Consider the following 18,374-nt stretch of genomic DNA (forward strand, 5'->3'; position numbering starts at 1 on the left):
ACGGGCCGGTGCGGGACGAAGAGCGCGGCACACGGGAGCCGCCGGCCGAGGCCACACGTGCGCAGGACGTGGCCCGGTGCACGGCGGACGGCATCGACGGCATCCCCGATCAGGCCCGCCCGCATCCCGAGGACGCCGCCGAGGCAGGCTCCCCGGGGGGCGATCAGGGGGGCCGGGGCGGTGCGGTGCGGAGCGCGCCCGCGGACGGGCGGAGCGGGGACGTCCCGGTCCCTCCCGGCCGAGCGGAGGCGACGGCTCCGGAAAGGGCTACGGGCGGGACGATGAGCGAGCACGAGCGACAGTCCGAGGACGACGCGCCGAGCGCGCGCAACGCGTCGGGAAGCCGGCACGACCCACACGACCGGAGCGGGGCGCGCGCCCTCTTCGCCGAGCTGCGCGGACTGGAGAAGGAGAGCGCGCAGTACGCGGAGCTGCGCAACCGGCTGGTCCGCATGCATCTGCCGCTCGTCGAGCACCTCGCGCGCCGCTTCCGCAACCGCGGCGAACCGCTGGACGACCTCACGCAGGTCGCCACCATCGGTCTGATCAAGTCCGTCGACCGCTTCGATCCGGAGCGCGGCGTGGAGTTCTCCACCTACGCGACCCCGACGGTCGTCGGCGAGATCAAGCGGCACTTCCGGGACAAGGGCTGGGCGGTGCGGGTCCCGCGCCGGCTCCAGGAGCTGCGGCTGGCCCTGACCACGGCGACGGCGGAGCTCTCCCAGTTGCACGGCCGCTCCCCCACCGTGCACGAGCTGGCCGAGAAGCTGGCGATCTCGGAGGAGGAGGTCCTGGAGGGTCTGGAGTCCGCCAACGCGTACTCCACGCTCTCCCTGGACGTCCCGGACACGGACGACGAGTCCCCGGCGGTCGCGGACACCCTCGGTTCCGAGGACGAGGCGCTGGAGGGCGTCGAGTACCGCGAGTCCCTCAAGCCGCTCCTGGAGGACCTGCCGCCGCGGGAGAAGCGGATCCTGCTGCTGCGCTTCTTCGCCAACATGACCCAGTCGCAGATCGCGCAGGAGGTCGGCATCTCACAGATGCACGTCTCGCGGCTGCTGGCCCGCACCCTGGCCCAGCTCCGGGAGAAGCTGCTCGTCGAGGAGTGATCCGGCGCGCGGCGGGCTACGTCCGCGCGCCGCCGGGGCGGACTACTTCCGCGCGCCGCCGGGCCCCCGGATGCCGAGGGCCCGGGTGGTCTCGGGGTTGACGATCAGGACGAGCGCGGCCACGGCCGCGGCGGCGAGCACGATCCCCGCCGGGATGGCCACGCTGTCGGCCTGGAGCAGGTTGTAGGCCACCGGCAGCGCCATGATCTGCGTGATCACGGCGGGGCCCCGGCTCCAGCCTCGCCGGGCGAGCAGGCCGCGGGCGGCGAGCAGCGGCAGCAGGGCGAGGACGATCAGGGTGACGCCTCCGGTGACGGCCTGGGTCCGGTCGTCGGGGTGTCCGGTCAGTCCGCGCACGAGCATCCAGAGCCCGCCGGCGACGAGCGCGAGGCCCTCCAGCCCGGCGAGCGCCGCCGCGGCGGTCAGCCGCACGGGACGGGGACCCGCCGCGTCGGCGGGGTCGGCTGCATCGGTGCTGGGGCTCGGCTCACTGCTCACCCCTGAAGGGTAGCCCGCACGCCCGAGGGCGCCCGTGTCGAGGCTCACCCCGTCCCCGGCCTGGCGAATCCCCTCTCGGCCTGGGCCCGGTACCGCCCAGTAGGTACCCTGCAGACCATGCGTGCACTTCTCGTGGTCAATCCGGCGGCAACCACCACGAGCGCGCGCACGCGCGACGTACTGATCCACGCGCTGGCCAGCGAGATGAAGCTGGAGGCGGTCACCACCGAGTACCGCGGCCACGCGCGCGACCTGGGCCGGCAGGCCGCGCAGAGCGACGACATCGAGCTGGTGGTGGCCCTCGGCGGCGACGGCACGGTCAACGAGGTGGTCAACGGTCTGCTGCACGCCGGCCCGGACCCCGACCACCTGCCCCGGCTCGCGGTCGTCCCGGGCGGTTCCACCAACGTCTTCGCCCGCGCCCTGGGGCTGCCCAACCACGCGGTGGAGGCCACCGGCGCCCTGCTGGACGCGCTGCGCGAGGGCAGCGAGCGGACCGTGGGGCTGGGGCTGGCCTCCGGCACGCCGGACTCACCGGACGCGGAGGTGCCGGCCCGCTGGTTCACCTTCAACGCCGGGCTCGGCTTCGACGCCGGGGTGGTCGGCAGGGTCGAACAGCACCGCGAACGCGGCCGGAAGTCCACGCACGCGCTCTATGTCCGCCAGGTCGTACGCCAGTTGCTCGGAGAACCGCACCGGCGCAACGGAATCATCACCCTGGAACAACCGGGTGAGGAACCACTGACCGATCTGGTCCTCTCCATAGTCTCGAACACGTGCCCGTGGACTTTTCTTGGTAATCGCCCGATCTACGCGTCACCTAAAGCCTCGTTCGATACCGCGCTCGACATCTTCGGTCTCCGCAGCCTGTCCACCGCGGCGGTTGCCCGGTATGGCACCCAGTTGCTCACTTCGTCCCCCGACCGCGGCCCCCGGGGCAAGCAGGCCGTCTCCCTGCACGATATGACGGAGTTCACCTTGCATTCGAAGGTGCCGCTCCCCCTCCAGATGGACGGTGACCACCTGGGGCTGCGCACCAGCGTGACGTTCACAGGCGTACGCCGTGCACTGCGTGTGATTGTGTGAGCAGAAGCGGCGAAAGTCCTTTCACTCGAACGTTTAGGCCAGGGTCCACCCCATGGAAGTACGGCTGTGACCTAGTCGACACCGAAGAATCAAAAAAAACTTTCCGGAAGGGGTTGTATCCGCCGCCGAGGTTTGCGAGTCTCTATCTGGCGATCGGGACGGCCCGCAACACCGGCCTCAATAGATCACCGGAACCCCTCTTCAACACACAGGACCACGCCAGGGAACCTGGCAGTCGGCCCTTCACTTGTTGAGGGATTCGTGAAAGCGTTCACATTCACAAGCAACGTGCATGTAATACCAAGGAGAGGTAGCAGCCATGGACTGGCGTCACCGCGCCGTTTGCCGCGAGGAAGACCCCGAGCTCTTCTTCCCCATCGGCAACACCGGTCCTGCGCTGCTGCAGATCGAGGAAGCCAAGGCCGTCTGCCGTCGCTGCCCGGTAATGGAGCAGTGTCTGCAGTGGGCGCTCGAGTCCGGTCAGGACTCCGGCGTCTGGGGTGGTCTCAGCGAGGACGAGCGTCGCGCCATGAAGCGCCGCGCCGCCCGCAACCGGGCCCGTCAGGCTTCCGCCTGACACACCCGCCCCACGACAGCCTGAGCTTGGCGGCGCGTACAGCGAGTACGCATCTCCCGCCCCCGAGCCGCAGCGCGCAGTACCCCGATGTCCTCTGTTCTTCGGAGCAGGGGTACCCGCAAGGGCAGCAGCGAGCACTGGCCCCGGATCACTGGCGATCCGGGGCTTTTTGCTGCGCCCGCGCCCGTCGCCCGTCCGCCCGTCGCCCGTCCGCCGCCGCGCCCGCCGCTACTTCTGTGAGTCGACCGGGATGTCGAAGATCACGCGGGTGCCGCCGCCGGGCGCCGGGACCATGTCGAAGCTGCCGCTCAGCTCCCCCTCCACCAGGGTGCGCACGATCTGCAGGCCCAGGTTGCCGGAGCGGTGCGGGTCGAAGCCCTCGGGCAGGCCGACGCCGTCGTCCTGGACGGTGACCAGGAGACGGGACTCCTTCGAGGTGCCGCCGCGGACGGCAGAGACCTCGACCGCGCCGGTGTCGCCCTCCCGGAAACCGTGCTCCAGCGCGTTCTGCAGCACCTCGGTCAGCACCATCGACAGGGGGGTGGCGACCTCGGCGTCCAGGACACCGAAGTGACCGGTGCGCCGGCCGGTGACCTTGCCCGGCGAGATCTCGGCGACCATCGCCAGCACCCGGTCGGCGATCTCGTCGAACTCCACCCGCTCGTCCAGGTTCTGAGACAGCGTCTCATGCACGATGGCGATCGAGCCGACCCGGCGCACCGCCTCCTCCAGCGCCTCGCGTCCGCGTTCCGAGCCGATACGCCGCGCCTGGAGGCGGAGCAGGGCGGCCACCGTCTGGAGGTTGTTCTTCACCCGGTGGTGGATCTCCCGGATGGTGGCGTCCTTGGTGATCAACTCACGTTCGCGGCGGCGCAGTTCCGTGACGTCCCGGAGCAGGACCAGGGCGCCGACGCGGGTGCCCTTGGGCTTGAGCGGGATGGCGCGGAACTGGATCACGCCGTCGTTGGCCTCGATCTCGAACTCGCGCGGCGCCCAGCCGCTGGCCACCTTGGCGAGCGCCTCGTCCACCGGCCCCCGGGTCGGGGCGAGTTCGGCGGTGGTCCGGCCCAGGTGCTGGCCGACCAGGTCGGCGGCGAGGCCCATGTGGTGGTAGGCGGAGAGGGCGTTCGGGGAGGCGTACTGGACGATGCCGTCGACGTCGACCCTGATCAGGCCGTCGCCGACGCGCGGCGAGGCGTCCATGTCGACCTGCTGGTTCTCGAACGGGAAGGAGCCGGCCGCGATCATCTGGGCGAGGTCCGAGGCGCTCTGCAGGTAGGTGAGTTCCAGGCGGCTGGGGGTGCGCACGGTCAGCAGGTTGGTGTTGCGGGCGATCACACCGAGTACGCGTCCCTGACGCCGTACCGGGATCGACTCGACGCGGACCGGGACCTCCTCGCGCCACTCCGGGTCGCCCTCGCGCACGATCCGGCCCTCGTCCAGGGCGATGTCCAGCATGGGCCGCCGGCCGCGCGGGACGAGATGGCCGACCATGTCGTCCTGGTAGGAGGTGGGTCCGGTGTTGGGCCGCATCTGGGCGACCGAGACGTACCGGGTGCCGTCGCGGGTGGGGACCCACAGGACGAGGTCGGCGAAGGAGAGGTCCGAGAGGAGCTGCCACTCCGAGACCAGCAGGTGGAGCCACTCGAGGTCGGAGTCGTCCAGGGCGGTGTGCTGGCGTACCAGTTCGTTCATGGAGGGCACATGAGGAGCGTACCCGGCGGGTCGGCGGGGGTTCGGAATCAGCCATGTTCCGGCCGCGCACCGGGGCCCGGGAACACCCGCGGGCCGCGGCGCCTGAGAGGGACCCTCAGCCCTCCCGGCACCGCAGCCCGGAGCAACAACGGCCGCGGGGTGTGCGGTCCCGGTCGGCCGAAGGATGAGGAGCCGGGGCAGTCAGGGCAGAGAGCTCCGGTTCCTCGGTCCGCCCTCCTGTGCGGGGAGAGCGGAGACCTGGCGTCCACCGTGCGGGAGGCGGCTCGGCGACGGCCCCGCGGCGGCTTCCGTGGTGTCTCGGTGGTGTCTCGCGTGGTGCTGAGTGACCATTGTGGACTAGACCACTATCGGTGTCCATGCGGTGGAACGTGTTTGTCCTTGTCACTTTCCGCCGACTACTCGGACGTCCGAGCACTCCGCAGCAGCCTAACCCCGCCGGGTCGCGCGCGGGGCCGGAGCGGCACGGCAATTTCCGCGAGTGTCTCCGGCGCGGGGCGAGGCACCGCCCGGCGCGGTGCCGCTCTGTTAGATTGGTCTAAACCACATAGCTCCTCTTCGGTCTCTCCCAGGCCCCTCCTCGGTCCCTCTTCAGAACGGCAGGCCAGCGTGGAAGTTGTCATCGTCGCGGACGCCAGGGCGGGCGGCGAGCTGATCGCCGGGGCCATGGCGCAACTGCTCGCCCGTAAGCCCGACGCCGTGCTCGGGGTGGCCACCGGCTCGACGCCGCTGCCCGTCTACGAGGCGCTGGCGGCACGGGTGCGAGCCGGCGCCGCGGACACCTCGCGGGTGCGGATCGCCCAGCTCGACGAGTACGTGGGGCTCCCCGCCGAGCACCCGGAGTCGTACCGGTCGGTGCTCCGGCGCGAGGTGCTGGAACCGCTCGGGGTCGGCCTCGACGCCTTCCTCGGGCCGGACGGCACCGCCGCGGACGTGCAGGCGGCCTGCGAGGCGTACGACCGGGCGCTGGCCGAGGCCGGCGGGGTCGACCTCCAGTTGCTGGGGATCGGGACCGACGGGCACATCGGGTTCAACGAGCCGTGCTCCTCGCTGGCCTCCCGGACCCGGATCAAGACGCTGACCGAACAGACCCGGGTGGACAACGCGCGCTTCTTCGACGGTGACATCGCGCAGGTTCCGCACCACGTGATCACACAGGGCATCGGCACCATCCTGGAGGCCCGGCACCTGGTGCTGCTCGCCACCGGTGCGGGCAAGGCGGAGGCGGTCGCGGCGACGGTGGAGGGGCCGGTCGCGGCCGTGTGCCCCGCCTCGGCGCTCCAGCTCCACCCGCACGCCACCGTCGTCGTCGACGAGGCCGCCGCGTCCGAGCTGAAGCTCGCCGACTACTTCCGCCACACCTACGCCGCCAAACCCCAGTGGCAGGGGATCTGACCCGGACACGTCCACGCGGAAGGCGCCGGCCCCCGGAAGAAGGGGGCCGGCGCCTTCCGCGTGCGGCGGGACTACCTGCCGGTGAGGGCCTCCGCCGCCGCCCGGCCGCAGACCCGGGCGGCGCCGTGGGTGGCCAGGTGCAGCGCGCCGCGCGGGGCCGCCTCCGGCACGCCCATCTCGACCACCACCGTGTCGGGGCGGGCCGCCAGCACGGTGTCCAGGGCGGTCGCCATCCAGGAATGCCGGTGCTCGTCGCGGACGACGGCGACGACCCGGCGCGAGCCGGCCGCCCGCAGTACCTCGGCGCCGGCGTCGGGGCCGGAGAAGCTGCCCGTCGCGGTGCCGGGAAGCAGCCGGAGCAGTTCGGCGGCGACGCCCCAGGGGGTCTCGTCGCCGACCGCGATGTTCGGGGCGGGGGCGAGCGAGGCGACGAAGGGCGGTTCGGTGAGAGGGGTGAAGTGTGCGGCGCCGGTGACCCGCAGGGCCCGGCGGGCCGCGCGCAGGCCGACCTCCTCGTCGGCGCCGGCCGCCGGGTCGGCGAGGGCTGCGGCCGACGTCCACCGGGCCAGGGCGCGCACGCGCTCCGCCGCGTCCGCGAGCCGCTCCTCGGGCAGTTCGCCCGCGCGGACGGCCCGGACCAGGGCGTCCCGCAGCCGCCGTACCGTCTCCTCGTCGGAGAGGCCGCCGCCCACGCAGATCGCGTCGGCGCCGGCGGCGATCGCGAGGACGCAGCCGCGTTCCAGGCCGTAGGTGCCGGCGATGGCCCGCATCTCCATGCCGTCGGTGACGATCAGGCCGTCGTAGCCCAGTTCGCCGCGCAGGAGGTCGGTCAGGATCCGCCGGGAGAGGGTGCCGGGGAGGTCCGGGTCCAGGGCCGGGGCGAGGATGTGCGCGCTCATCACCGCGCGGCTGCCGGCGGCGATGGCGGCGCGGAAGGGGACCAGGTCGCGCTCGGTGAGCACGGACAGGTCGGCGTCGATGCGCGGCACCGCGTGGTGGGAGTCGACGGCGGTGTCGCCGTGGCCGGGGAAGTGCTTGGTACAGGCCGCCACGCCCGCCGACTGCAGGCCGGTGACGTAGGCGGCGGTGTGCCGGGCGACCAGCGCGGGGTCGGCGCCGAAGGAGCGCACGCCGATCACCGGGTTGTCGGGGTTGGCGTTGACGTCGGCCGAGGGGGCCCAGTCGAAGTTGACGCCGCAGGCCGCGAGCCGGCGGCCCAGTTCGGCGGCGACCGCCCGGGTCAGCCCGGTGTCGTCGACCGCGCCGAGGGCGTTGTTGCCGGGGAAGGACGAGCCGGTGCGCACCTCCAGGCGGGTGACGTCGCCGCCCTCCTCGTCGATCGCGACCAGTACGTCGTCGCGTTCGGCGCGGACCTGGGCGGTGAGGGCGGCCACCTGCTCGGCGGTGGCGATGTTGCGGCCGAACAGGGCCACCGAGGCCAGGCCCTCGCCGAGCCGGCGCAGCAGCCAGTCGGGGGCGGTGGTGCCGGTGAAGCCGGGCTGGAGGACGGCGAGGGCGTCCCGGGTCAGGGTGTCGGTGCCGTGCGCGAGTGTCGTCATCGGGTGGCGTTATCCCTTCACGGCGCCGGCGGTCAGACCGCTGACGGCCTTGCGCTGGAGGAAGACGAAAAGGATGAGGATCGGAACGGCGAAGAGGGAGGAGGCGGCCATGGTGGCGCCCCAGTCGTTGCCGAAGACGCTCTGGAAGCTGGTCAGCCACAGCGGCAGGGTCTGCGCCTCGGCCTCCTTGTTCAGCACCAGGACCAGCGGCAGCTCGTTCCAGGCGGTGATGAAGCCGAACATCGAGGTGGCCATCAGGCCTGGGGCGAGCAGCGGCAGGATGACCCGGCGGAACGCCTGGACGCGGGTGCAGCCGTCCACCATCGCCGCCTCCTCCAGTTCCCTGGGCACGGCGGCGACGAAGCCGCGCAGGGTCAGGATGGTGAAGGGCATGATCATCATCATGTAGAAGAGCGTCAGCGGCACGAGGCTGTTCAGCATCGACGCGTCGCGCACGATCATGTACATCGCGATGATCATGACTTCCCAGGGTGCCATCTGGGCGACCATGAAGCCGAGGACGAAGCCGCGCCGCCCCCGGAAGCGCATCCGGGCCAGGGCGAACGAGCCGGCCAGCGCGATGACCAGGGAGAAGACCACGGCGAGGACCGTGACGGTCAGGGAGTTGGTGACGAACGTCCAGAAGTGGTCGGCGCCGATCGCGGTCCTGAAGTGCTGGAGGGTGACGTCCGTCGGGAACCAGACCGGGTCCTCGGAGAGGATGTCGCCGGTGGGCTTGAAGGCCGTGGCGAACATCCAGTACACGGGGAAGACGAAGCCGATGAACAACACGACGGCCGTGACGTTGGGCCACAGGCGGCCGAAGAGCGAGCGCTTCACAGCTCGTCCTCCTCTTGCTTGAGCACGATCCGCAGGTAGTAGGCGGTGAGGCCGAGCAGGATCAGGATGGTCAGCACGGCGATCGCGGCGCCCATGCCGTAGTGCTGGTTGCCGACGCCCTCGACGTAGGCGTAGACGGGCAGGATCTCGGTGAGGCGGTCCGGGCCGCCGCCGTTGATAGTGAAGACCTGCACGAACGCCTTGAAGACCCAGATGATCTCCAGGAACGTCGTCGCGTAGAGGAACGGCCGCAGGAACGGCATGGTGACCGTGGTGAAGCTGCGCCAGGCGCCGGCGCCGTCGAGGGCCGCGGCCTCGTACAGCTCGCCGGGGATGGTGGTGGTCGCCGCGTAGAGGTTGATCGCGACGAACGGGATCGACATCCAGACGACCAGCAGGGTGACGACGAAGAAGGTCGACATCTGGCTGCTGGTCCAACTGTAGTCGGCCATCGAGTGCCAGCCGAGCTTGTCCAGCACCCAGTTGACGACGCCGAAGCGCTGGGCGAAGAGCCACTGGTAGACGGTGGACGCGGCGACCACGGGCATGGCCCAGGCCAGTACCAGGCCGAACAGCAGCAGCACCCGCATCCGCCTGCCGAGGCGGGCGAGGAGCAGGCCGACCAGCGTGCCCAGGACCATGATCAGGACGACGTTGGCCGCCGTGAAGAGGATCGAGCGCAGGGTGACGCGCCAGAAGTCCGCACCGGTGAGGACCGTCCGGTAGTTCTCGAAGCCGTTCCACTCGGTGACGTGCTGGATGAGCTGCGACATGTTGAGGTTCTGGAAGGACAGCAGTACGTCCTTCACCAGCGGCCAGCCGAGCAGCAGCACGGTGGCCGCGGCGGCGGGCAGCAGCAACAGGTACGGGATGAGCGCGCCGGCCCGGGACGCGGCGCGCGGTCTCGGGCCGTCGGATGCCCCGCCGTCCGTCTTGCTGACGTCCACCGGGCCGGAGGGCGGCCGTTCGGTCTGCACGGTCATGCTCGCGATCTCTCTTCTCGGCCTACTCGACGCCGGGGCGGGGGCCGGTGCGTGACCGGCCCCCGCTCCCGCTGGAGCGTCGCGCTCCTACTGCTGCTGCGCCAGGCGCTTGTTGAACTCGCCCTCGACCTGCTTGGCCGCCTCGGCCGGCGACTTACCGCCCAGCACGGCGGTCATGTAGGTCTTGATCGGGTTGGGCGCGTTCTCGACCGCCGCCCACTGGGCGATCAGCGGCGTGGTGCCACCGCCGGCCGCGGCGGGCGCGGCGGCCTCGGCGGCGGCGTTGCCCTTCAGGCTGGTCTGCAGCGACTCCTTGTTCGGGATGACGCCGTTGAGCTTGGCGAGCCGGCCCTCGAACTTGTCGGAGAGGGCGAGCTTCAGGAACTCCTTGGCCAGGTCCTGCTTCTGGCTGCCCGCGGCGACGGCGAGGTTGGAGCCGCCGAGGAAGACGCCCTCGGGCTTGTCGGCCGCGGCGCCGGGGATCGTGAAGTAGCCGATCTCCTTCTCGATCTCCGGGTTGGCCTCGATGGCGATGCCGGCTTCCCAGCCCATGCCGATGAAGGCGCCGACGTCGCCCTTGGCGAAGACCTCGCCCTGCTGCGGGGTGGCCTCGTCCTTGTCCTTGGGCGCCTTGGAGAGGGCCTGGAACTTCTTGTACGTCTCCATGGCGGCGGCGACCTTGGGGTCGTCCAGGTTGGAGACGTACGTGTCGCCGTCCTTCTTGACCAGTTCGCCGCCCTCGCCGACCACCAGGCCGACGAAGTGGTACCAGTTCTGGCCGGGCAGGTAGATCGGTTCGGCGTCGGTCTTCTCGCCGATCGTCTTCAGGACGTCGTAGAACTCGTCCCGGGTCTTCGGGGTGCCCTTGATGCCCGCGTCGGCCCAGATCTTCTTGTTGTAGAGGACCACGCGGTTGGCGAAGTACCAGGGCGCCGCGTACTGCTTGCCCTCGAAGACGGACGAGTTGTTCAGGGACTCGGTCCACTCGCCGCCGATCTCGGACTTGAGGTCGGCGAGGTCGGCGAGGCCGCCGGTCTTGGCGTAGGCCGGCGTCTGGGTGTTGCCGATCTCGAAGACGTCCGGCGGGTTCTCCTCGGAGAGCGAGGTGGTCAGCTTCTGCTGGATGCCGTTCCACTGCTGGACCTCGAACTTGACCTTCGCCTGGGTCTTCTTCTCGAAGGCGGCGGTCAGCTCCTTCTGCCACGGGTCCGGCGAGGAGCCGTCCATCACCCAGACCGTGAGCGTCTCGCCCTTGTAGCCGTCCGCCCCGGCCTTGCCCCCGTCGTCACCGCTGTCGCCCCCGCACGCCGCGATGGAGACCATCATGCCCGCGATACCGATCGCGGCTGTCAGCTTGCGCTTCACGCCACCCTCCTCAGGGATGCCACAAACCCCCCTGCCTCCCCGCGGTAACTCGGTTACGCGTGACCGCCCTTGGGGCCGGGACCTGGACCAATGGTGTAGACCAGTACCGGGAGCTTGGCCCAGACCAATAGGGCTGTCAAGGGTGTTCCACCACCCTCCCGACCTCCGTGATGGGACCGAGATATGCAGGGTTCCTGCATTCCGCGGGCGGCGGCCGGGAGCCTCCCCGGGAGGTGTACCACCGGCCCGCGCGGGGCCTCGCCCTCCGGTGCCGACCTCGCGTACCAAAGGACTCGCGTGGCGCGGTGGACTAGACCAACGGGGGTCTCGGAGGTATACAAAGGGGATCACGGACCGCGCGGGATCCTCCCGTACGACAGCCGTGCCACGATGTGAGCCGTGGCCGATAGCGGATGTCGGCCGCTTCGGCACCCGGAGCCGGGAAGGCAGAACATGAGCACCGACGTCAGCAGTGCGGAGAACGAGGGTGGGGCGACCGTCCGTACCGCGCGCGTGCCCAAGTACTACCGCCTGAAGAAGCATCTCCTCGACATCACGCGCACCCAGGCGCCGGGCACGCCGGTGCCGCCGGAGCGCACGCTGGCGGCCGAGTTCGACACCTCGCGCACCACCGTGCGCCAGGCGCTGCAGGAACTGGTGGTCGAGGGCCGGCTGGAGCGCATCCAGGGCAAGGGCACCTTCGTCGCCAAGCCCAAGGTCTCGCAGGCGCTGCAACTCACCTCGTACACCGAGGACATGCGGGCGCAGGGCCTGGAGCCCACCTCGCAGCTCCTCGACGTCGGGTACATCACCGCCGACGAGCGGCTGGCCGGGCTGCTGGACATCACCGCCGGCGGCCGGGTGCTGCGCGTCGAGCGGCTGCGCATGGCCAACGGCGAGCCGATGGCCATCGAGACCACGCACCTGAGCGCCAAGCGGTTCCCGGCGCTGCGCCGCTCCCTGGTGAAGTACACCTCCCTCTACACGGCGCTCGCCGAGGTCTACGACGTCCGGCCGGCCGAGGCCGAGGAGACCATCGAGACCTCGCTGGCCACCCCGCGCGAGGCCGGGCTGCTCGGCACCGACGTGGGCCTGCCGATGCTCATGCTCTCCCGGCACTCGCTGGACCGGGACGGGCAGCCGGTGGAGTGGGTGCGCTCGGTGTACCGGGGCGACCGGTACAAGTTCGTGGCCCGGCTGAAGCGGCCGCAGGACTGAAGGGAGCGTCCGCCCGCGAGGTTGCGGTTGCGGACCGATATGCGGACGAGGGCTTCCGCTGTCCTGAAGCCGTCACCTACATTGCCTGCGCATCGCACCGGGTGATCAGTGAGGGACGGAGCCGCCGCATGTCACAAGCCCCACCAACCAGCAGCGGGCCGGTGGTGACGCCGACGCGCGTCGTCATCGGCCTCTGCCTCGTCGCGCCCTTCGTGGCCATGCTGTGGGTCGGTTCGTACGCGAGGACGGACCCCGCGTTCATCGGCATCCCGTTCTTCTACTGGTACCAGATGGCCTGGGTGCTGATCTCCACGGTGCTCACGATGACCGCGTATCAGCTCTGGCGGCGTGACCAGCGCGCCCGGCGCGCCCCGCACCCCCCGCGCGCCCCGCACTCGCCCGAGGGAGGTGCGGGCCGGTGAACGACGGCGTGAACGGCGTGGCGCTCGCCGTCTTCATCCTCTTCTTCGCGCTCGTCACCGCGATGGGCTTCCTGGCCGCGCGCTGGCGCCGGGCCGAGAACGAACAGAGCCTGGACGAATGGGGGCTGGGCGGCCGGTCGTTCGGCACCTGGGTGACCTGGTTCCTGCTCGGCGGCGACCTGTACACGGCGTACACCTTCGTCGCGGTCCCCGCGGTGATCTACGCGGCGGGCGCCTCCGGCTTCTTCGCGGTGCCGTACACGATCCTGGTCTACCCGCTGATCTTCACCTTCCTGCCGCGGCTGTGGTCGGTCTCCCACAAGCACGGCTATGTGACGACCTCGGACTTCGTGCGGGGCCGGTTCGGCTCCAAGGGGCTCTCGCTGGCGGTGGCCGTCACCGGCATCCTGGCGACGATGCCGTACATCGCGCTCCAACTGGTCGGCATCCAGGCGGTCCTCGACGTGATGGGCGTCGGCGGCGGCGAGGACACCAACTGGTTCCTCAAGGACCTGCCGCTGCTGATCGCCTTCGGGGTGCTGGCCGCGTACACCTATTCGTCGGGGCTGCGGGCGCCCGCGCTGATCGCGTTCGTGAAGGACACGCTGATCTACCTGGTGATCGCGGTGGCCATCATCTACATTCCGATCAAGCTGGGCGGGTTCGACGACATCTTCGCCAAGGCGGGCGAGAAGTTCACCTCGTCGGGCAGCGGCGCGCTGGTGCCGCCCGAGGCGGGCCAGTGGACGTACGCCACCCTGGCGCTGGGCTCGGCGCTCGCGCTGTTCATGTACCCGCACTCGATCACCGCGACGCTCTCCTCGCGCAGCCGTGAGGTGATCCGCCGCAACACCACGATCCTGCCGCTGTACTCGCTGATGCTGGGCCTGCTCGCGCTGCTCGGCTTCATGGCCATCGCGGCCGGGATCAAGGTCGACAACGGCCAGCTCGCGATCCCGCAGCTCTTCGAGGACATGTTCCCGGACTGGTTCGCGGGCGTGGCCTTCGCGGCGATCGGCATCGGCGCGCTGGTACCCGCCGCCATCATGTCGATCGCGGCGGCCAACCTCTTCACCCGCAACATCTACAAGGACTTCATCAAGCCCGACGCGACCCCCGCGCAGGAGACCCGCGTCTCCAAGCTGGTGTCGCTGCTGGTGAAGGTGGGCGCCCTGGCCTTCGTCCTCACCATGGACAAGACGGTCGCGATCAACTTCCAGCTCCTCGGCGGCATCTGGATCCTGCAGACCTTCCCCGCGCTGGTCGGCGGCCTGTTCACCCGGTGGTTCCACCGCTGGGCGCTGCTGGCCGGCTGGGCGGTCGGCATGGTGTACGGCACGCTCGCCGCGTACGGGGTGGCCTCGCCGACGCAGGACCACTTCGGCGGCTCCAACAAGGAGATCCCCGGCATCGGCGAGATCGGTTACATCGGCCTCACGGCCATCGTGCTGAACGCCGCGGTCACGGTGGTCCTGACCTTCGTCCTGAGGGCGTTCAAGGCGCCCGACGGCATCGACGAGACCCGCCCCGAGGACTACACGGCGGACGCCGGCGACCCGGGGGTGAAGGTGGAACTGCCGCCGGCGACCTCCGGCTCCGCGCACTGAGGCGGTCCGACCACCGCCCACGACGGGCCGCCGGGAGCCGTCCGGCGGCCCGTCGGCATGCCGCCCCACCGCTTCCCCCTCGTCCTCGTCACTCCGCTTCCCCCACCCCCTCGTCACTCCGCTCCGGAGCCCGCGGACACTACATCTGGGGGTGTCATCAGAACGCGACACAAGATGTATGCTCATGCTCGCTGTCGACCGCAGGGGAATCCGGTGCGAATCCGGAACTGTCCCGCAACGGTGTACACGCGTGTTCGCGCACGCCTGTCCAGTCCGAGTACCTGCCGACGGTGCGCCCGGCCGTCCGGCCCGGGCGCCTGACGTCCGGGCCTCGCGGAATGGGCCGGTGGACGCGACGCCGTGGGCGTTCGTGAGCTGCCCGCTGCCCTCCGCCAGGCCCCGTGCCTAGCGAGGGAGTGCCCCACGTGACCATCGCGCCAGCCGACCCGGCCGCGGCGACCCCGGTGCCCGAGGTGTCCGAGGCGCCCGACGGCCCCGGTGCCGCGCTGCTGCGGACCCTGACCGAACTGACCGCCGATCTCCCCGACGCCGACCCCGGCCGGGTCGCCGCCGCCGCGCTGCGCGGCCGGTCCGCCCGGGGAACCGCCGCCGAGGTGCTCGCGGAACTGTGCGAGCTGGCCACCGAGGCCGCGGCCGGCCTGATCTCCGAGGACCCGGCGTACTCCCGGCTCGCCGCCCGGCTGCTCACCCGCACCCTGCGCGCCGAGGCCGCCTCGCAGGGCGTCACCACCTTCACCGGGTCGGTCGCCGCCGGCCACCGCGAGGGCCTGATCGCCGACCGCACGGCAGCGTTCGTCCGCCTGCACGCGGCGCGCCTGGACGCGCTGGTCGACGGGTCCGCGGACGACCGCTTCGGCTACTTCGGCCTGCGCACCCTGCACAGCCGCTACCTGCTGCGGCACCCGCTCACCCGCAAGGTCGTCGAGACGCCCCAGCACTTCCTGCTGCGCGTGGCCGCAGGGCTGGCCGAGGACGACACCGCCCGCTCGGTGGACGAGGTCGCCGCCCTCTACCGGCTGATGAGCCGCCTGGACTACCTGCCCTCCTCCCCCACCCTGTTCAACTCGGGCACCCGGCACCCCCAGATGTCCTCCTGCTACCTCCTGGACTCCCCCCGGGACGAGCTGGACTCGATCTACGAGCGCTACCTCCAGGTGGCCCGGCTCTCCAAGCACGCCGGCGGCATCGGTATCGCCTACTCCCGCATCCGCTCCCGCGGCGCGCTGATCCGCGGCACCAACGGCCACTCCAACGGCATCGTGCCGTTCCTGAAGACGCTCGACGCCTCCGTCGCCGCCGTCAACCAGGGCGGCCGGCGCAAGGGTGCCGCCGCGGTCTACCTGGAGACCTGGCACGCGGACATCGAGGAGTTCCTGGAGCTGCGGGACAACACCGGCGAGGACGCCCGCCGCACCCACCATCTGAACCTGGCGCACTGGATCCCGGACGAGTTCATGCGCCGCGTCGACGCCGACGGCCCGTGGTCGCTGTTCTCGCCCTCGGACGTGCCGGAGCTGGTCGACCTGTGGGGCGCGGAGTTCGACGCCGCGTACCGGGACGCCGAGCGCAAGGGCCTGGCGCGCAGGACCCTCCCGGCCCGTGAGCTGTACGGCCGCATGATGCGTACCCTCGCGCAGACCGGCAACGGCTGGCTGACCTTCAAGGACACCGCCAACCGCACCGCCAACCAGACCGCCGAGCCCGGCCACGTCGTGCACTCCTCCAACCTCTGCACGGAGATCCTGGAGGTCACCGACGACGGCGAGACGGCGGTCTGCAACCTGGGGTCGGTGAACCTCGCCGCGTTCGTCGACCCGGCCCGCGGCGCTCTCGACTGGGAGCGCCTGGACGCCACCGTCCGCACCGCCGTGACCTTCCTGGACCGGGTCGTCGACATCAACTTCTACCCGACCGAGCAGGCCGGCCGCTCCAACTCCCGCTGGCGGCCGGTCGGCCTCGGCGTGATGGGCCTCCAGGACGTCTTCTTCCGGCTCCGGCTGGACTTCGACTCCCCCGCGGCGAAGGTTCTGTCGACGCGGATCGCCGAGCGGATCATGCTCGCCGCCTACGAGACCTCGGCCGGCCTCGCCGAGCGCCACGGCCCGCTGCCGGCCTGGGAGCTGACCCGTACCGCGCGGGGCGTGCTCCACCCCGACCACTACGGCGTCGAGCGGCACTGGCCGGAGCGCTGGGCCGCGCTGCGCGAGCGCCTCGCCACCACCGGTCTGCGCAACGCCCTGCTCCTCGCGATCGCGCCCACCGCCACCATCGCCTCCCTCGCCGGTGTCTACGAGTGCGTCGAGCCGCAGGTCTCCAACCTGTTCAAGCGCGAGACGCTGTCGGGCGAGTTCCTCCAGGTCAACTCGTATCTGGTGGACGACCTCAAGCGGCTCGGGAGCTGGGACGCCGGTACCCGCGAGGCGCTGCGCGAGGCGAACGGCTCGGTCCAGGGCTTCGCCTGGCTCCCGGAAGAGGTGCGGCGGCTGTACCGCACGGCCTGGGAGATCCCGCAGCGCGGCCTGATCGACCTGGCCGCCGCCCGCACCCCGTACCTCGACCAGGCCCAGTCGCTGAACCTGTTCCTGGAGACGCCGACCATCGGCAAGCTCTCCTCGATGTACGCCTACGCCTGGAAACAGGGCCTGAAGACCACGTACTACCTGCGCTCGCGCCCGGCGACCCGCATCGCCCGCGCCGCCGCGCGCGCCACCGTCCCCCTGCGGCGGCCGGCCCCCGACGAGGCCGTCGCCTGCTCCCTGGAGAACCCCGAGTCCTGCGAGGCATGCCAGTGACCACCGCCCCGAAACTGCTCGACCCCGGCTTCGAACTGACGCTGCGCCCCATGCGCTACCCGCACTTCTACGAGCGCTACCGGGACGCCATCAAGAACACCTGGACCGTGGAGGAGGTCGACCTCCACTCCGACGTCGCCGACCTGGCCCGGCTCTCCCCCGAGGAGCAGCACCTGATCGGCCGCCTGGTCGCGTTCTTCGCCACCGGTGACTCGATCGTGGCGAACAACCTGGTGCTGACCCTCTACAGGTTCATCAACTCGCCCGAGGCCCGCCTCTACCTGTCCCGCCAGCTCTTCGAGGAGGCCGTGCACGTCCAGTTCTATCTGACGCTGCTGGACACCTACCTCCCCGATCCCGAGGACCGCGCCGCCGCCTTCGCCGCCGTCGAGAACATCCCCTCGATCCGCGAGAAGGCCGGGTTCTGCTTCAAGTGGATGGACTCCGTCGAGTCGGTCGACCGGCTGGAGTCCAGGTCCGACCGCCGCCGCTTCCTGCTCAACCTGATCTGCTTCGCGGCCTGTATCGAGGGCCTGTTCTTCTACGGCGCCTTCGCCTACGTCTACTGGTTCCGCGGCCGGGGCCTGCTGCACGGCCTGGCCACCGGCACCAACTGGGTGTTCCGCGACGAGACGATGCACATGTCCTTCGCCTTCGACGTGGTCGACACCGTCCGCGAGGAGGAGCCGGACCTCTTCGACGACGCGCTGCGGCGGGAGGTCACCGCCATGCTGGACGAGGCCGTCCAGGCCGAGCTGCGGTTCGCGCGCGACCTGTGCGGGGACGGCCTCCCGGGCATGAACACCGACTCGATGCGGCAGTACCTGGAGTGCGTGGCCGACCAGCGCCTCACCCGCCTCGGCTTCGCCCCGGTGTACGGCTCCGAGAACCCCTTCGCCTTCATGGAGTTGCAGGGGGTTCAGGAGCTGACCAACTTCTTCGAGCGGCGCCCCTCGGCGTACCAGGTGGCGGTGGAGGGCACCGTGGACCTGTCCGAGGACTTCTGAGCCCGTGCCTGGGCCTCCCTGACCTGACGGTCCATTCGGCGCTCGTGCGCCAGGCCGAACAGCGAGGGGAGGATCATCAGGACGAGAAGTCCGAAGGTGACGAGCATGCCGACGAGTGCTTCGATCTGGTTTCCGGTCATGACACCACTGTCCTGCCGGAGACTGCTTACCGGCAGTGGCAG

General features: G+C 70.8%; 16 protein-coding genes and 1 riboswitch. Of the genes, 9 read left to right on the plus strand and 7 right to left on the minus strand.

Annotated features, from left to right (window positions below; genetic code table 11):
- Positions 1 to 8: 8 nt before the first annotated feature.
- Positions 9 to 1,109, plus strand: coding sequence for an RNA polymerase sigma factor SigF (locus ABEB00_RS29085; RefSeq protein ID WP_425586587.1), 1,101 nt, complete (start codon positions 9 to 11; stop codon positions 1,107 to 1,109).
- 42 nt (positions 1,110 to 1,151) lie between these two features.
- Here the strand turns inward: ABEB00_RS29085 and ABEB00_RS29090 are convergent, their stop codons facing one another.
- The gene (locus tag ABEB00_RS29090) at positions 1,152 to 1,607 is read right to left on the minus strand and encodes a hypothetical protein (protein WP_345623457.1); all 456 of its coding nucleotides are present in this window, start codon (positions 1,605 to 1,607) and stop codon (positions 1,152 to 1,154) included.
- A 117-nt stretch (positions 1,608 to 1,724) separates the two neighbouring features.
- On the opposite strand from ABEB00_RS29090, the gene ABEB00_RS29095 reads away from it, so the two are divergent.
- Together ABEB00_RS29095 and ABEB00_RS29100 are read left to right on the plus strand one after the other, a co-directional pair.
- Complete coding sequence (locus ABEB00_RS29095; protein ID WP_345623458.1) at positions 1,725 to 2,693, plus strand: diacylglycerol/lipid kinase family protein; 969 nt, start codon at positions 1,725 to 1,727, stop codon at positions 2,691 to 2,693.
- 319 nt (positions 2,694 to 3,012) lie between these two features.
- Complete coding sequence (locus tag ABEB00_RS29100) at positions 3,013 to 3,270, plus strand: WhiB family transcriptional regulator (protein ID WP_003973730.1); 258 nt, start codon at positions 3,013 to 3,015, stop codon at positions 3,268 to 3,270.
- 228 nt (positions 3,271 to 3,498) lie between these two features.
- Here ABEB00_RS29100 and ABEB00_RS29105 read toward each other — a convergent pair whose 3' ends face one another.
- Entirely contained in the window at positions 3,499 to 4,965 is a 1,467-nt protein-coding gene (locus ABEB00_RS29105; RefSeq protein ID WP_345623564.1) for a sensor histidine kinase, read from the minus strand.
- Positions 4,966 to 5,592: 627 nt separating this feature from the next.
- Here ABEB00_RS29105 and nagB point away from each other — a divergent pair.
- Complete coding sequence (nagB, locus tag ABEB00_RS29110) at positions 5,593 to 6,378, plus strand: glucosamine-6-phosphate deaminase (RefSeq protein WP_345623459.1); 786 nt, start codon at positions 5,593 to 5,595, stop codon at positions 6,376 to 6,378.
- 71 nt (positions 6,379 to 6,449) lie between these two features.
- Here the strand turns inward: nagB and ABEB00_RS29115 are convergent, their stop codons facing one another.
- The 4 genes from ABEB00_RS29115 to ABEB00_RS29130 form a co-directional block, all read right to left on the minus strand.
- Positions 6,450 to 7,937, minus strand: a complete 1,488-nt coding sequence (locus ABEB00_RS29115; RefSeq protein ID WP_345623460.1) for a glycoside hydrolase family 3 protein — start codon at positions 7,935 to 7,937, stop codon at positions 6,450 to 6,452.
- A gap of 9 nt (positions 7,938 to 7,946) precedes the next feature.
- On the minus strand, positions 7,947 to 8,777 hold the full coding sequence (locus ABEB00_RS29120; protein WP_345623462.1) for a carbohydrate ABC transporter permease: 831 nt from the start codon (positions 8,775 to 8,777) through the stop codon (positions 7,947 to 7,949).
- The gene (locus ABEB00_RS29125; RefSeq protein ID WP_345623464.1) at positions 8,774 to 9,760 is read right to left on the minus strand and encodes a carbohydrate ABC transporter permease; all 987 of its coding nucleotides are present in this window, start codon (positions 9,758 to 9,760) and stop codon (positions 8,774 to 8,776) included. Before ABEB00_RS29125 ends, ABEB00_RS29120 begins: the two co-directional genes overlap by 4 nt.
- Before the next feature lie 87 nt (positions 9,761 to 9,847).
- A complete protein-coding gene (locus ABEB00_RS29130; protein WP_345623465.1) occupies positions 9,848 to 11,125 on the minus strand; it encodes an extracellular solute-binding protein in 1,278 nt (425 codons plus the stop codon).
- 453 nt (positions 11,126 to 11,578) lie between these two features.
- On the opposite strand from ABEB00_RS29130, the gene ABEB00_RS29135 reads away from it, so the two are divergent.
- From ABEB00_RS29135 to ABEB00_RS29155, 5 genes are all read left to right on the plus strand, one after another.
- A complete protein-coding gene (locus ABEB00_RS29135) occupies positions 11,579 to 12,343 on the plus strand; it encodes a GntR family transcriptional regulator (protein ID WP_345623466.1) in 765 nt (254 codons plus the stop codon).
- A 128-nt stretch (positions 12,344 to 12,471) separates the two neighbouring features.
- On the plus strand, positions 12,472 to 12,765 hold the full coding sequence (locus tag ABEB00_RS29140; RefSeq protein WP_345623468.1) for a DUF3311 domain-containing protein: 294 nt from the start codon (positions 12,472 to 12,474) through the stop codon (positions 12,763 to 12,765).
- Positions 12,762 to 14,372 carry a monocarboxylate uptake permease MctP gene (gene mctP, locus ABEB00_RS29145; RefSeq protein ID WP_345623470.1) on the plus strand — a complete coding sequence of 537 codons (1,611 nt, stop codon included), beginning with the start codon at positions 12,762 to 12,764 and terminating at the stop codon, positions 14,370 to 14,372. The genes ABEB00_RS29140 and mctP overlap by 4 nt, the downstream gene beginning before the upstream one ends.
- A 178-nt stretch (positions 14,373 to 14,550) precedes the next feature.
- A riboswitch (cobalamin riboswitch) is annotated at positions 14,551 to 14,675 on the plus strand.
- Positions 14,676 to 14,797: 122 nt separating this feature from the next.
- Complete coding sequence (locus ABEB00_RS29150; protein ID WP_345623472.1) at positions 14,798 to 17,185, plus strand: ribonucleoside-diphosphate reductase subunit alpha; 2,388 nt, start codon at positions 14,798 to 14,800, stop codon at positions 17,183 to 17,185.
- Positions 17,176 to 18,192, plus strand: a complete 1,017-nt coding sequence (locus tag ABEB00_RS29155) for a ribonucleotide-diphosphate reductase subunit beta (protein WP_345623473.1) — start codon at positions 17,176 to 17,178, stop codon at positions 18,190 to 18,192. The genes ABEB00_RS29150 and ABEB00_RS29155 overlap by 10 nt, the downstream gene beginning before the upstream one ends.
- Here the strand turns inward: ABEB00_RS29155 and ABEB00_RS29160 are convergent.
- Positions 18,105 to 18,332 carry a hypothetical protein gene (locus ABEB00_RS29160; RefSeq protein ID WP_345623474.1) on the minus strand — a complete coding sequence of 76 codons (228 nt, stop codon included), beginning with the start codon at positions 18,330 to 18,332 and terminating at the stop codon, positions 18,105 to 18,107. The genes ABEB00_RS29155 and ABEB00_RS29160 overlap by 88 nt on opposite strands.
- Positions 18,333 to 18,374 lie beyond the last annotated feature (42 nt).

This window comes from Streptomyces ziwulingensis (genome assembly GCF_039542605.1).
In the GTDB taxonomy this organism is placed as follows: Bacteria; Actinomycetota; Actinomycetes; order Streptomycetales; family Streptomycetaceae; genus Streptomyces; species Streptomyces ziwulingensis.

Bases quoted from the DNA above. Each gene is read 5' to 3' on its own strand.
- ABEB00_RS29095 (WP_345623458.1), top strand. From the start codon at position 1,725: ATGCGTGCACTTCTCGTGGTCAATCCGGCGGCAACCACCACGAGCGCG.
- ABEB00_RS29100 (WP_003973730.1), top strand. From the start codon at position 3,013: ATGGACTGGCGTCACCGCGCCGTTTGCCGCGAGGAAGACCCCGAGCTC.
- ABEB00_RS29105 (WP_345623564.1), bottom strand. From the start codon at position 4,965: ATGAACGAACTGGTACGCCAGCACACCGCCCTGGACGACTCCGACCTC.
- ABEB00_RS29115 (WP_345623460.1), bottom strand. From the start codon at position 7,937: ATGACGACACTCGCGCACGGCACCGACACCCTGACCCGGGACGCCCTC.
- ABEB00_RS29125 (WP_345623464.1), bottom strand. From the start codon at position 9,760: ATGACCGTGCAGACCGAACGGCCGCCCTCCGGCCCGGTGGACGTCAGC.
- ABEB00_RS29135 (WP_345623466.1), top strand. From the start codon at position 11,579: ATGAGCACCGACGTCAGCAGTGCGGAGAACGAGGGTGGGGCGACCGTC.
- ABEB00_RS29140 (WP_345623468.1), top strand. From the start codon at position 12,472: ATGTCACAAGCCCCACCAACCAGCAGCGGGCCGGTGGTGACGCCGACG.
- ABEB00_RS29155 (WP_345623473.1), top strand. From the start codon at position 17,176: ATGCCAGTGACCACCGCCCCGAAACTGCTCGACCCCGGCTTCGAACTG.
- ABEB00_RS29160 (WP_345623474.1), bottom strand. From the start codon at position 18,332: ATGACCGGAAACCAGATCGAAGCACTCGTCGGCATGCTCGTCACCTTC.